Raw genomic sequence first — 14,278 nt, forward strand, 5'->3', positions numbered from 1 at the left:
AAGAAAATGATAATTAATATCATTCGTGTTTACAAAATATAATATTTTTGTACAATTCCCCACGGTTCTCCATCACCCAGGAAACTTTAGAAGTCAAACATATACGCAATTATTATCGGGTTATTTCTGATGGGGCCTTTTTTCAACACATGGAGTGGAAAGCATGGCTATACCTCGCATCAAACTTATCGCCGCACTTGTTTGTACCGCAGCTGCGCCCTCACCTGTCCTTGCAGATACACAAGACACGATGGTTGTGACCGCAACGGGCTTCGAACAGAAAATACAGAATGCTCCAGCTTCGATCTCTGTTATCACCAAACAGCAAATTGAAGATAAAGCCTGGCGCGACGTTACCGACGCGCTAAAAGACGTCCCCGGCGTGGTGGTCACCGGCGGCGGCAGCAGCAGCGATATCAGCATTCGCGGCATGTCTTCCCAGTACACGCTGTTTTTAATCGACGGTAAGCGCATCAGCACGCGCGGCACCCGCCCCAATAGCGATAACGCCGGTATTGAACAGGGCTGGATGCCTCCGCTCGAATCTATCGAACGTATTGAGGTTATTCGCGGCCCTATGTCCTCTCTGTACGGCTCCGATGCAATGGGCGGCGTGATTAACGTCATTACCAAAAAAACGTCCAATACGCGCGGCTGGGCAGGCTCGCTGCACGGCGACGCGACGTTCCAGGAAAATAATGATTCCGGCGATATATTCCAGACGGACTTCTATGCTGCGGGCCCTCTCATTGAAGGACTGCTGGGCGCCAAAGTGACCGGGCTACTCTCACGCCGGGCGGAAGATAAAATCCTTAACGGCTATAACGAGCAGAGAATGCGTAACGGCTCGGTAGGATTAAACCTGACGCCCGATGATAAAAACGATTTTGATCTCGATATTTCGCGGGAATTACAGGATCGCAACAGCACGCCGGGTGAATCCGCTGCGGTTGACAGGGATAAAAGCGAAAGCCGCTATGAGCACACAACCTACGCCCTGACCCATCACGGCTACTATGAAGATTTCAATACCACAAGCTACGTCCAGCAGGAAAAAACCAGCAATCCCGGACGTGACATGGAGTCATACAACACCATCCTCAATAACCAGAACCAGCTCTTCCTGGGCGATCATACGTTAACGCTTGGCGGGCAATATAAGTATGAAAAGCTCAAGGACGACGGCAACCAGCTTGAAGCGGCGCAGGGCCTGAATAAATTAACGCGCTGGAGCTGGGCATTATTCAGCGAAGACGAATGGGCAATGACCGACAGCTTCACGCTGACGGGCGGCCTGCGCATGGATAAAGACGAAAACTACGGGACTCACTGGACGCCGCGCGGCTACGGCGTCTGGCATCTCGCCGACCAGTGGACGCTTAAAGGCGGCGTATCTGCGGGCTACCGCTCGCCGGATTTACGCCAGTCCTCGGCCAGTTGGGGACAGGTGACCGGGGGTGGACGCCTGGATGGGATCATCGTCGGCAACCCGGATCTCAAACCTGAAAAAAGCCTGAGCGAGGAAATTGCGCTCTTATGGGATAACAGCGATAACCTCAACGCAGGCATCACCCTGTTTAACACCGATTTTAAGGACAAGATCACCGAAGTGCGCCGCTGTAACAGCAGCGCGGACCCGGCGTGTCGTATCGGCAACCATACCTATGATTTCGTCAGCGACAGGGTAAACGTTGATAAAGCCAACATGCGCGGCGTGGAATCCACGTTTGGCTGGAAGATAACGCAGACGCTGAATCTTACCAGCAACTACACCTACACGGAGTCAGAGCAAAAGAGCGGGCAATTCTCCGGCAAGCCGCTGAACAAAATGCCTAAGCATATGTTCAACTCAACGCTTGACTGGCAGGCCACGCCGGACGTCGGTTTCTGGAGCCGTTTGAACCTGCGCGGGAAAACGTCCGAATACCTGAGCAGAACCTCAATGTCTCAGGGTACGCCTTCCTACACGCTGGTGGACATCGGCCTGCGTTATAACGCCAATAAAGCGATGACGGTGTCGGCTGGAGTCTATAACGTCTTTGATAAAACGATCGATTACGCCACTTACAACACCATTCTTGACGGACGTCGTTATACCCTGGGCTTAACCTATAACTTCTAATCGCTGAACGTACGGTTAGTAACAGGCAAAAGCAAAGGGCGCGATTATCGCGCCCTTTTATTTTTATTTCTTAATACTAGCCGGGAAAGTCATTTCGCTGTACTTCACGAAGCGGCTGCCTCTGGTCAGCTTATAGCCGAACCAGATAATCAGGAACAGCGGGATACCAATATAGGTTGCGGTAACGCCGCCCCAGTCGATGGTATCGGCCAGGAAGGCTTCATAGTTCTGTCCCAGCGTGATGATTAAACACAGCACGAAAGCAAAGATCGGCCCAAGCGGGAAGAAACCTGAAACGTACGGCAAATCCTTAATATTGTAACCCTGCTTCACATAGCCGCGGCGGAACCGGTAATGGCTGATGGCGATGCCCAGCCAGGCGATAAAGCCGGTCATCCCTGAGGTATTAAGCAGCCACAGATAAACGGTCTGGTTGCCGAACATAGAGGTCAGGAAGCACAGCGCCGCAATCACGGTCGTTGCGTACAGCGCATTACGCGGCACGCCGCCTTTGGAAAGCTTCGAGAAAATACGCGGCGCTTTGCCGTCGCAGGCCAGGGTGTAGAGCATACGGGTTGAGGCATACATGCCGGAGTTACCCGCAGACAGCACCGCCGTCAGGATCACCGCGTTCATCACGGCCGCCGCAGACAGCAGCCCCGCGTGCTGGAAGACCAGCGTGAACGGGCTGACGCCGATATCCTTCACGTCGTTGCGCAGCAGGCTCGGATCGGTATAAGGAATAATCAGGCTGATAATCAGAATCGCGAAGACATAGAACAGCAGGATACGCCAGAATACCTGACGCACGGCGCGCGGAATGTTTTTGCCCGGATCTTCAGATTCGCCCGCCGCCACGCCGATAAGCTCGGTGCCCTGGAAGGAGAAGCCGACAATCATCGCCACGCCAATCATCGCCGAGAAGCCGCCGGCAAACGGCGCATCGCCAATCGTCCAGTTGCTCCAGCCCGCAGGCTCCGCCCCTTTAAAAATGCCGACGATCATCATCACGCCAACGATGATAAAGATAATGACGGTGGTGACCTTAATCAGCGAGAACCAGTATTCCGCTTCGCCAAAACCCTTAACGGAAATGTAGTTAAGCAGGAACATGATGCCGAGGAACAGCGCGCTCCAGATCCAGCCCGGGGTGTCCGGGAACCAGTAGTTCATCACCAGCTGTGAGGCGACGAGGTCAACGGCGATGGTTACCGCCCAGTTGTACCAGTAGTTCCAGCCCAGCGCGAAGCCAAAACCTTCCTCAACGTATTGCTGACCATAGGTGGCGAAAGAGCCGGAAACAGGCATGTACGCGGCGAGTTCGCCGAGGCTTGTCATCAGGAAATAGACCATCAGACCAATCAGCATGTAGGACAACAGCGCGCCGCCGGGGCCCGCCTGAGAAATGGTCGCACCGGATGCGACAAAAAGCCCCGTACCGATAGAACCGCCAATGGCGATCATCGTCAGGTGGCGCGCTTTCAGCTCACGACGTAAGCCAGGCGCTTGTGTGGTTTTATCTTGAGAAACCATAGAAAATTGCGGTCCTTCGAAAAAATGAGGCGCGATTGTAACAAAACCGCCCCGTTCATATAGCAGAAATGCCGGGTTATAAGAGACCTTCATGATCGCGGCTGGATTATAAGTAAAGCGCTTATGCTCCCTACAGAATGGCGAATGTGGATCGGGAATTAATCTTCGCAGTACCTTAAAAAGCGCTGCAGGGCGTTAGAGATATGCTTTTGCCGATGATGAATGCGGTATAACGTGCGCACCAGGCGCGGTAACGGCACGGCAACTTCTACCAGCGACCCGGTTTCAAGCTGCTCTTCGATAACCCTGCGCGACAGGCAGCTAATCCCCAGCCCGTGGCGCACGGCGTGCTTTATCGCTTCTGAATTACCTAATTCCATGCCCAGATGAAACTGCGGCAGATGCGAAAGCAGAAGATAATCGACGATTTCACGCGTGCCCGACCCTTTTTCGCGCAGGATCCACTGCTGGGCGGCGAGCGTCTCAAGCGTGACGGGCTGCGCGAGCAGCGGCGCTGAAGGCGAGGCGAACACTACCAGCTCATCTTCCAGCCAGGGTTCGGTGACCAGCTCCGTCATATGGCTCGGGCCTTCGATAAGCCCGATATCCACGCGAAAATCGGCCACGGCGTTAATCACGTCCTGGCTGTTGCCAACGCTCATCTCCAGCGGCAAATTTGGGAAATCACGGCGGTAGCGGGCTATCATCTCAGGCAAAATGTAGTTGCCGATGGTGCTGCTGGCATAAACGCGGATAGCGCCGTTGTCCTCCCGGAACAGCTGTTCTATCTCACCCGCCTGCTCCAGCAAGCCCACCACGCGCGGATAGAGCAAACGCCCGTGTTCATTAATTACCAGCCTCTTGCCAACGCGGTCAAAAAGCTGAACGCCAAGCTGGCCTTCCAGGTCCGCAAGCGCGGCGCTCACCGCCGACTGCGACAGCGCAAGCATCTGCGAGGCCTGGGTGGTGGAGCCGCTTTTTAAAACCTCGGCGAAGACTTCGAGTTGTCGCAGCGTGATGTGCATAAGTTCTCATACTCACAGTTGTTAGCCCGGAACCATAATGACCGGCGCTGTAGCCAGGCGGCGCAGGAACCTTGCCGATGAGCTTACATTAAATAAGCGATTCGGGGAGTAGCGCGGCCGACCAGCTACAGCTTCAGGGAGGAAGCCTATATTACTTATTCAGATTGGTTATAAATATATAATCAATTTTATTTTTAAACCAGCCGGCCTTAACCTTTAGCCAACACAAAGGAGAAGGCTATGACTGAACTTACTGCTTCCGCCCACCGGCATACCCCGCAGCATTTTATGCCGGGACTGGCGCTAACCGGCGCTATCACCGCGTTTGCGCTATGGATGGGCAATATTCCTGCTGTTGCCCGCCTCGGCCTGGGCGCGCTGACGCTCGCTATCCTGTGCGGGATGGTCATCGGCAATACTTTGTATCCTAAAATCTGGCGGCAGTGCGACGGCGGCGTGCTGTTTGCGAAACAACATTTATTGAGGCTGGGCATTATCCTTTACGGCTTCCGCCTGACGTTTTCGCAAATTGCGGACGTGGGCGCCAGCGGCATTATCATCGACATACTGACCCTGACCAGCACCTTCACCCTCGCCTGCTGGCTTGGGCAGAAAGTATTTGGCCTGGATCAACAAACCAGCTGGCTGATTGGCGCAGGCAGCAGCATCTGCGGCGCGGCGGCGATTCTGGCGACCGGGCCGGTTGTCAAAGCAGAAGCCAGCAAAGTTACCGTGGCGGTGGCGACGGTGGTTATCTTTGGTACGCTGGCCATCTTTATCTATCCGATGATTTATCCGTTTGTCGCCCACTGGTTCACGCCTGAGGCTTTCGGGATCTACACTGGCTCAACCATGCACGAAGTGGCCCAGGTTGTGGCGGCGGGACATGCCATCAGCCCGGAAACGGAAAACGCTGCGGTGATCGCCAAAATGCTGCGCGTGATGATGCTGGCGCCGTTCCTTATCTTGCTGGCGGCAAGAGTCAAACAGCTTGCTCCGGCAGGTGCGGCGCAGGCGAGCAAAATCACCATCCCCTGGTTTGCGGTGCTGTTTATCCTGGTGGCGATATTTAATTCATTCCACCTGCTGCCGGCATGGCTGGTGAATACGCTGGTGGCGCTGGACACTTTCCTGCTGGCAATGGCGATGGCGGCGCTGGGCTTAACCACCCATATCAGCGCGCTGAAAAAAGCGGGCCTCCGCCCGCTGCTGATGGCGCTGGTGCTGTTTGCCTGGCTGATTGTCGGCGGCGGCGCGATTAACCTGGGAATTCATTATCTGTTTGCATAATTTGGCGCGGAAATCTCCCCGCTAACCCGCTATCATTGTCGGTTTCCCGCAAGCGGGTTTACAGGAGACAAAGATGAAGTTTATTGGAGCGCACGTCAGCGCCTCGGGCGGGTTAGAAAATGCCGTCATTCGCGCCCACGAACTGGAAGCCACCGCGTTTGCCCTGTTCACTAAAAACCAGCGTCAGTGGCGGGCCGCCCCGCTCACCGACGACGTTATCAGCTATTTCAAACGCGCCTGTGAAAAGTACAACTATGGGCCAGGCCAGATCCTGCCTCACGACAGCTTTCTGATTAACCTCGGGCATCCGGAGGAAGAGGCGCTGGAAAAATCACGCGCGGCCTTTATCGATGAGCTGCAACGCTGCGGGCAGCTTGGGCTGACGCTGCTGAACTTCCACCCCGGCAGCCATCTGAAGCAAATATCAGAAGAGGAATGCCTGGCGAAGATCGCCGAGTCCATCAATATAGCGCTGGATAAAACCCAGGGCGTAACGGCGGTAATTGAGAATACTGCGGGCCAGGGCAGCAACCTGGGCTTCCGCTTTGAGCATCTGGCGGCGATTATCGACGGCGTGGAAGATAAATCCCGCGTCGGCGTTTGCATCGATACCTGTCATGCTTTTGCGGCAGGATACGATCTACGTACCGTCGCAGACTGCGAAAAAACCTTCGCCGAATTCGAAAACGTCGTCGGCTTTAAATATCTGCGCGGCATGCACCTCAACGATGCCAAAAGCACCTTCGCCAGCCGCGTGGATCGCCACAACAGCCTCGGCGAGGGCAATATCGGCCATACGCCGTTTAGCTGGATTATGCGCGACAGCCGTTTTGACGGCATTCCTCTCATTCTGGAAACCATTAAACCGGATATCTGGGCGGAAGAGATAGCCTGGCTGAAAGCCCAGCAGGACAAGGAAGCCGTGGCGTAATGCGGCAAAACGCGCCAGAAAACTCTGGCGCGCCCTTCAGGCAAGACCAATAAAGAAACCGGCAATGGTGGCGCTCATCAGGTTGGAAAGCGTTGCGGCAGCCAGCGCCCGCAGGCCCAGCTGAGCAATTTCCGGCGCCCGCTGCGGCGCAATCGCAGAAAAGGCCCCCACTACCACGCCGATAGAGCCAAAGTTTGCAAAACCGCACAGCGCAAACGAGACGATGGCAACAGTTTTAACATCCAGCGCTCCGCCAGGCTGCAGCCAGGGAGAGAAGCTTAAATAGGCGACGAATTCATTAATCGCCAGCTTCTGACCTATCAGGCTTCCCGCAAGCGTCGCGTTGCCCCAGTCCACCCCCATAAGCCAGGCAAGCGGAGCCAGCGCATAGCCAAAAATGCCTTCAAGCGTGGCGTGGCCGAAGCCAAACCAGCCGCCCACTCCGCCTATCATACCGTTGATAAGCGCAATAATAGCCACAAACGCCATGACGACCGTCGCAACGCCCACAGCAATTTTCATCCCGGCGAGCGCGCCCGTCGCAATAGCTTCGATAAAGCTTTTCGGCGGCGTTTGGGTGAAGGAGAGATTGTCAAAGTTAACCTGTGAAGGCTCCGTGGCCGGGCTAAGAATTCGCGCGAACAGAATACCGCCGGGGATGGCCATCAGCGAGGCCGCCAGCAGGTAATCAATGGGTACGCCTAATCCGGCATAGCCAATCATCGTAGATCCTGCGATAGAGGCCATACCGCTACAAATGGCGGTAAACAGTTCGTTGCGGTTAAGCCGGTCGATAAACGGCTTAACGATGGCGGGGATCTCATTTTGACCCAAAAAAATAGTCGTCACCGCCACAAAGGATTCGATCTTGCTGATATTTAACGCCCGCTGAAAAATACCGCCGAGGATGCGGATCAATATACCCATCACGCCAATATAATAAAGCAAGCTGACCAGCGCGGTGATAAATATAATGGCGGGCAGGACCCGGAAGGCAAAAACAAATCCGGCGCCATCAAACAAAGCATCCATTTTTGGCCCGGCCAGCGCGCCAAAAATAAATTCGCTACCGGCATCGCTGTAAATCATTACGTTATGGATACCTGAGGCTGCTTTCTCAGCCAGCCATTTTCCCGGCGGGAAATACAGCATCGCGCCACCCATAATAATTTGTAATACCAACGCTGCGCCAACGGTGCGCATGCTGATATTCTTTTTATTTACTGACAGCAGAAAAGCAATTGCCAGTAATACCACCATACCCAAAACGCTTCTTAATGTATCCATCATGAATAACCTTTTATACAAGGCTGCTGGTATGTCTGATATCTTTGGGCGCCGGCTAACTGCCCATTAATTATTTGTCAGGCAATCCGCTAATATAATTGCATCTTTGCCTGACAAACAGTTTATCAGCATGGATCAGTTATACATCCGTACGCACTCTTCCACTAAGTCCCAGAACCATCCGGTGTCGATGGAGATACCGACTTTGGCGTTCGCCGGCAGGCCGGTGACGCCAAGCTCATCACAAACGGTACGTCCATAGCAGGGCCCGCTATTCACATCGACTTCGACATACATCTCTTGGGTTTTGAAGCCCTGAGGATTAATAAGATAGCCGATACAGGTTGCGTCATGCACCGGCCCACCGGCTAAGCCATAGTTCTCATACTGGGTTTTAAGCGTAAAGTTCATGATGTCGCTGAATAGCTCGCCCGCAGGCCCGCCGGCTTTTTTCATGCGCGCAATGACATCCGCCGTGCAAACGGTCTGGTTTGTCAAATCCAGCCCCATCATGACGATCGGCGCCCCTGAGGTAAATACAACCCGCGCCGCTTCTGGATCGGCATAAATATTGAATTCAGCCGACGGCGTAAAATTCCCGGTGCCGTAGGCGCCGCCCATCAGCACAATCTCACGGATTTTAGGCACAATAGCGGGCTGCATGCGCATGGCTACGGCAATATTAGTGAGCGGGCCTACCGGCACTAAAGTAATGTCGCCTTCGCTGTGCATAAGCGTATCGATAATATACTGAACGGCATGTTTACTTTCTGCCTTACGGGTTAACGACGCAAATACAGGGCCATCAAGACCGGTTTCACCATGAATATTATCAGCTACAATTTGCTCACGCATAATGGGTTTGGGCATGCCCGCATGAACCGGAACGTTAATATCAAGATGCTGGCAAACGTTTAATCCATTAACCAGCGTTTTATCCAGCGTTTGATTTCCTGCGACGATGGTTATCCCTAACAATTCGATAGAAGGATGTCTGGCTGCCAGCATAATAGCGATAGCATCATCATGGCCTGGATCACAATCAAGTATAATCTTTCTCTTTTCCACGGTTATCTCCTCTGCGGTCATAAAAATAATTTTCTTTTGCTGGGAAGAAAATTTAAGCGTGCTTTTTAATAACGTTTGAATCATAACAACAGAAAACGTACATTAAATATGAGAAATCTCATATCGGGAGATAATCGTGAAAGAAGTCCAGAACGAGAAACTAAAACAGCAGCTGCTGCAGGAAACCGCCTATACCGACAATTTTTCCATTGAGATTATAAGCGGTACCCGGCTGTTCCACGTGCTGGCAGGTGACTGCATAGTCAAGGAGGGCCACCCGCCGTTATATCTGTTTTACCTCGCCCGGGGCCGGGCGAAGCTCTATGCCACCCAGGCTAACGGCCGAGTGTCGCTGATTGATTTTTTCGGCGCGCCTTGTTTTATCGGCGAAATTGAGCTGGTGGATCAACACCACGAGCCCCGGGCCGTACAGGCCATAGAGGAGTGCTGGTGCCTGGCTTTACCCGTAAAGCAGTATCGTCCTTTGCTTTTAAAAGACGTCACCTTTTTACGTAATCTTTGCGTCGCGTTAAGCCAGAAAAATTATCGCAATATCGTCTCGCTGACGCAGAATCAGTCGTTTCCGTTAATCAATCGTCTGGCGGCGTTTATTTTATTAACGCAGCATTGTGATATATATCACGAAAAACACACGCCGGCGGCGGAATATATGGGCGTCTCCTATCGCCACTTATTATATGTGATTGCGCAGTTCACCGCACAAGGCCTGCTTTTAAAGCAGAAAAATGGCTATCTCATTACCAATAAGAAGGCGCTCACGGCGCTGGCGCTTGAGATGGATCCGGATAATCACTTTACCGATTTACTGCACTGACGTTGGCGCGGGAAAAGGCAAAAAGGCAGAGAAATCTCTGCCTTTAAGTGAAGGGTAACGCTGAAATCGTGCTTTGCGGTTTATCGCTGAATTTTATGCAATCAGGATCCCTGTTTCGCCGCGGCCAGCTCCGCTTCCGGACGCTTCAGGAAAGCATAAGCCAGAGCTGTCAGCAGCATACCTGCCACAATCGCAATCAGGTAACCCAGCACCGGCGTGATGGCGCCGGGGATCAGCAGCACGAACAAGCCGCCGTGCGGCGCCATCAGTTTTGCGCCGACCGCCATGGAGATAGCGCCCGTCAGCGCGCCGCCAGCGATACAGCAAGGCAGAACGCGCATCGGATCGCGAGCCGCGAAGGGTATCGCCCCTTCGGTGATAAAGCACAGACCGAGCACCAGCGCCGCCTTGCCGCCTTCCTGTTGCGCCTTGTCGAATTTACGACGCGCAATCAGCGTGGCCAGGCCCAGCCCCAGCGGTGGCACCATCCCTGCCGCCATAATTGCCGCCATTGGCGCGTAAGTCTGGGTGCTGAGCAGGCCGACGCCAAAGGCGTATGCCGCTTTGTTCAACGGACCGCCCATGTCGGTACACATCATGCCGCCGAGGATGGCACCAAGCAGTACCGCGTTCGCGGTGCCCATGGTTTGCAGCCAGTGGGTCAGGCCTGCAAGGATTTTCGCCACCGGCGTACCGATCAGGTAGATCATCGCCAGACCGACGATCAGGCTGGAGAGCAGCGGGATGATCAGAATAGGCTTCAGCGCTTCCATGCTGTTCGGCAGCTTAAGCTTAGTGCTGATGGCCTTCGCCACGTAGCCCGCAAGGAAACCGGCAATAATGCCGCCGATAAAGCCGGAGCCCGTGCTCACCGCTAACATACCGCCGATCAGACCCGGCGTCAGGCCCGGACGGTCGGCAATGGAGAAGGCGATATAGCCCGCCAGCACCGGCACCATCAGCGCAAAGGCCGAGCCCCCGCCGATCTGCATCAGCGCCGCCGCAAGCGTGCCCGGCACTTTAAAAGCTTCGATACCAAACGCGAAGGAAAGCGCGATGCACAGCCCGCCCGCTACCACCATCGGCAGCATGTAGGAGACGCCGGTCAGCAGGTGACGATAGGCGCCGCCGCCCTCTTTGTCTTCTTTCGCAGCAGCGGCGCTCTGCCCTGTCGCTTCATAAGGTTTGGCCTGCGCCACCGCTTTATCCAGCTCCTGCGCGGTTTTCTTCAGCGCAAGGCCGGTCGAAGTACGGTACATCGGCTTACCGGCAAATTTCGCCAGATCCACTTCGATGTCCGCCGCGACAAGCACCAGGTCCGCTGCGGCCACTTCTTCCGGCGTAATGGCGTTGCCCGCGCCTACGGAGCCGCGAGTTTCAACCTTCACCCACCAGCCGCGTTTTTTCGCTTCGGTTTCGATGGCTTCGGCCGCCATAAAGGTATGCGCTACGCCAGTCGGGCAGGCGGTGACCGCAACAACGCGTTTCGGGCCTTGTGCCACGGCGGCCGGAGCCGCTTCCGCAACGGGCGCGGTGTAAGGTTTGGCTTTGCCCTTTGCTTCGCTTAAAAACAGCTCCGGGTGCTGCACCGCGCGGTCAATGTCACCGAGAAAAACGTTTTTACCGGTCAGCGCGCTATCCGCCGGGATTGCGGCGCCCACAACGATCGCCAGCTCAGCTTCGTTTGGGTTATCGGTAACGGTCAGCTGCGCTTTGTGCGCCGCAGAGCCTAACAGCGTTTTCGCCAGATAAGCGCGTGCCTGTCCAAGCGCAGGGTCGATAATCAGCAGCGTTTTCATTGTTCCTCTCCTGAATCAGTTAAATGGTTTCAGGTCGACACGGGCCATCATGGCGGCCAGCTGCGTACGATCTGTAATTCCAACGTTGCTCTGGCTCACCGCCAGGGCAGCTACGGCCGTGGCCAGGCGCAGGGTATGCTCGCTGGACTCGCGCATCAGCAGGCCGTAAATCAGGCCGCCGACCATGGAATCCCCGGCGCCGACGGTGCTGACAACCTCACACAGCGGCGGTTTCGCAATCCATTCGCCCGAAGCGTTCACCCACAGCGCGCCTTCGGCGCCCAGCGAAATAACCACGTGGGCGATGCCCTGCTCGCGTAATGCGTGCGCGGCTTCAATGATATCTTTCATTTCCGGCAGCTTGCGACCAGCCCAGATCTCCAGCTCGCGACGGTTAGGCTTCACCAGCCACGGCGCGGCCTTCAGCCCTGCCACCAGCGCCTCGCGGCTGCTGTCGAAAATAATGCACGGGCACTGGCTGCGCAGGCGCGTCATCCAGTCGGTGAAGGCTTCCGGCGTTACGCCCGCAGGCAGGCTGCCGCTGACGCAGACCATATCGAACTGGCCGAGCCAGCTCAGGGAGTCGGCAACAAAACGCTCCCAGTCTGCCGGGGTCACTTCAAAACCGGAGAAGTTAAAGTCGCTGACTTCGCCATCTTTCTCGGTCAGCTTGACGTTGATACGGGTACGGCCCTGCACGACCTGGAAGCGGTTGGCAATACCCAGCTCGCTGAACAGCTGCTGAAAACCGTCCTGGTTGTCTTTGCCGAGGAAACCGCCGACGGTGACGTCGATACCCAGATCTTTGAGCACTTTAGCTACGTTGATACCCTTCCCGGCGGCATGCAGGCCGGTGGTGCGCACCAGGTTGACTTCGCCACGCTCGATTTCCGGGGTGTAGCCTACGAGATCGTAAGCCGGGTTAAGGGTGATGGTTGCGACACGTCTGCTCATGCTGCCCCCTCGCCAAGACCGGCGGCGATGGCTTCACCAATGGCTGCCAGCGCCTGTTGCGCATCCTCGCCCTGCGCGGTGAAACGCAGGCGGTGGCCTTTTTTCACGCCGAGCGCGACCACTTTCATCAGGCTGCGCCCGTTGGCTGGCTTGCCGGATCCGTCGAGGTTTGTCACGGTTATCTCACTGGCAAATTGTTTGATGGTATTCACCAGAACGGTACCCGGCCGCGCGTGCAGACCGTGTTCGTTTCGGACGGTGAATTCTTCCGTCAGCAGATTTTCAGCCGGCGCCTCGTCGCTGGTCAGCAGCGTCAGCAGCGTCGGCGCATCGGCGTTCAGCAGACGTTCAGCCTTGTTGTTAATCAGCATGTCGCTCAGGCGGTTTAGCACCAGCAGCGGCTGCTCGTCAGCCACAGCGACGGTGATCAGCAGAGAAACCGGCTCCCCTTCAGCTTCGAAAGCGCAAACCGGGCGGCTGATGGCCACGGCGCTTGCAAGGTTGCCTTCGGTGCTGTCGTTCAGCCAGATACCCTGGCCGAGGTACAGCGGCTTACTGGAAACGACCTGGCTGACGAAAGAGGCGTCGGCGGCGCCGGCCTGCCTGATACGGCCTGCGTTTAGGGCCTGCAGGGTCATCAGGTCGCCTGCGGCGATATCCAGCGCCAGAAGAGAATTATCAAACAGCAGCGCTGCACTTTGCTTTTCGCCCATCAGCAGCGCGCGCAGCTCTTCGGCGGTGGTTGCGGTTTTTAACCGTTCAGCCACCGCGTCGTCGCTCAGCACGTGAGTCAACTGACGCAGCAGGCCGAGGTGTTCGTCTGAGCTTGCCGCAATGCCGATGGCGACATAAGCTTTCTGGCCTTCGGCCCATTCAACCCCTTGCGGAAACTGGTATACCTGAACGCCGGTTTTTAACACCAGATCGCGGGTATCGGTTGTGCCATGCGGAATGGCAATGCCGTTGCCGAGGTAAGTCGCGGTCTGCTGTTCACGGGCGAGCATGCCGTCTACATAGCCTTCGCTTACGTTACCCGCCTTTGTCAGCGCAGCGGCAACCTGCCGAATGGCCTCTTCTTTATTTCCGGCGCTTTGGCCCGGATGAATATCCTGCACAGATAACTGAAACATGGTTCCCTCTCCTGCTGATTTGAAACGATTCAGCTTGCGTGAGAAAAAAAGCGTCACCCCAATCCCGATTCGATGAAAGACGACGCTGAAACGTTTCAATGAGTGTCTGTTTTCCCCGGCGTACAGGCAAGCTTTGTTGGGTTTTTGTTGCCGGAATTTTGAGGTTACGCACATTTTCAGCTTAACCGAAACGGTAAAGCTGAAGCTGTTAAGGCAAAAATCCCGGCCGACAAAGCTTAAAATCAGAACGCTGTTTTGACTTTTTGTGGCGCTTTTGCTTTGAACAACTGTTTATTTTGTGACA

Annotated in this window: 11 protein-coding genes; 4 read left to right on the forward strand and 7 right to left on the reverse strand. The window is 55.2% G+C overall.

What is annotated here, in order from left to right:
- Nucleotides 1–163: 163 nt before the first annotated feature.
- Nucleotides 164–2,122, forward strand: coding sequence for a ligand-gated channel protein (locus tag WLO31_RS13725; protein WP_435927166.1), 1,959 nt, complete (start codon nucleotides 164–166; stop codon nucleotides 2,120–2,122).
- Between the two features lie 63 nt (nucleotides 2,123–2,185).
- On the opposite strand, the gene WLO31_RS13730 is transcribed toward WLO31_RS13725, so the two are convergent.
- On the reverse strand, nucleotides 2,186–3,655 hold the full coding sequence (locus tag WLO31_RS13730) for an amino acid permease (protein WP_435927167.1): 1,470 nt from the start codon (nucleotides 3,653–3,655) through the stop codon (nucleotides 2,186–2,188).
- A gap of 158 nt (nucleotides 3,656–3,813) precedes the next feature.
- Nucleotides 3,814–4,680 (reverse strand): DNA-binding transcriptional regulator YeiE, encoded by an 867-nt coding sequence (gene yieE / locus WLO31_RS13735; RefSeq protein ID WP_435927168.1) that lies wholly within the window; start codon nucleotides 4,678–4,680, stop codon nucleotides 3,814–3,816.
- Between the two features lie 240 nt (nucleotides 4,681–4,920).
- Between yieE and WLO31_RS13740 the strand changes: the two genes are divergently transcribed.
- Together WLO31_RS13740 and nfo are read left to right on the forward strand one after the other, a co-directional pair.
- Nucleotides 4,921–5,970, forward strand: a complete 1,050-nt coding sequence (locus tag WLO31_RS13740) for a YeiH family protein (protein ID WP_435927169.1) — start codon at nucleotides 4,921–4,923, stop codon at nucleotides 5,968–5,970.
- Nucleotides 5,971–6,043: 73 nt separating this feature from the next.
- A complete protein-coding gene (nfo, locus tag WLO31_RS13745) occupies nucleotides 6,044–6,901 on the forward strand; it encodes a deoxyribonuclease IV (protein WP_435927171.1) in 858 nt (285 codons plus the stop codon).
- Nucleotides 6,902–6,937: 36 nt separating this feature from the next.
- Here nfo and WLO31_RS13750 read toward each other — a convergent pair whose 3' ends face one another.
- Complete coding sequence (locus tag WLO31_RS13750; protein WP_435930611.1) at nucleotides 6,938–8,188, reverse strand: NupC/NupG family nucleoside CNT transporter; 1,251 nt, start codon at nucleotides 8,186–8,188, stop codon at nucleotides 6,938–6,940.
- Between the two features lie 135 nt (nucleotides 8,189–8,323).
- On the reverse strand, nucleotides 8,324–9,256 hold the full coding sequence (rihB, locus tag WLO31_RS13755; RefSeq protein WP_435927172.1) for a ribosylpyrimidine nucleosidase: 933 nt from the start codon (nucleotides 9,254–9,256) through the stop codon (nucleotides 8,324–8,326).
- A gap of 136 nt (nucleotides 9,257–9,392) precedes the next feature.
- Between rihB and WLO31_RS13760 the strand changes: the two genes are divergently transcribed.
- Complete coding sequence (locus WLO31_RS13760; protein ID WP_435927173.1) at nucleotides 9,393–10,091, forward strand: transcriptional regulator YeiL; 699 nt, start codon at nucleotides 9,393–9,395, stop codon at nucleotides 10,089–10,091.
- A 101-nt stretch (nucleotides 10,092–10,192) separates the two neighbouring features.
- On the opposite strand, the gene fruA is transcribed toward WLO31_RS13760, so the two are convergent.
- The 3 genes from fruA to fruB are packed head-to-tail and all read right to left on the reverse strand — an operon-like array spanning nucleotide 10,193 to nucleotide 13,974.
- Nucleotides 10,193–11,890, reverse strand: coding sequence for a PTS fructose transporter subunit IIBC (gene fruA / locus WLO31_RS13765; protein ID WP_435927174.1), 1,698 nt, complete (start codon nucleotides 11,888–11,890; stop codon nucleotides 10,193–10,195).
- 15 nt (nucleotides 11,891–11,905) lie between these two features.
- Complete coding sequence (gene fruK / locus WLO31_RS13770) at nucleotides 11,906–12,844, reverse strand: 1-phosphofructokinase (RefSeq protein WP_435927175.1); 939 nt, start codon at nucleotides 12,842–12,844, stop codon at nucleotides 11,906–11,908.
- On the reverse strand, nucleotides 12,841–13,974 hold the full coding sequence (fruB, locus tag WLO31_RS13775; protein ID WP_435927176.1) for a fused PTS fructose transporter subunit IIA/HPr protein: 1,134 nt from the start codon (nucleotides 13,972–13,974) through the stop codon (nucleotides 12,841–12,843). The genes fruK and fruB overlap by 4 nt, the downstream gene beginning before the upstream one ends.
- Between the last annotated feature and the right edge of the window lie 304 nt (nucleotides 13,975–14,278).

Origin of the sequence: Dryocola sharpae (assembly GCF_051307055.1) — a bacterium.
In the GTDB taxonomy this organism is placed as follows: domain Bacteria; phylum Pseudomonadota; class Gammaproteobacteria; order Enterobacterales; family Enterobacteriaceae; genus Dryocola.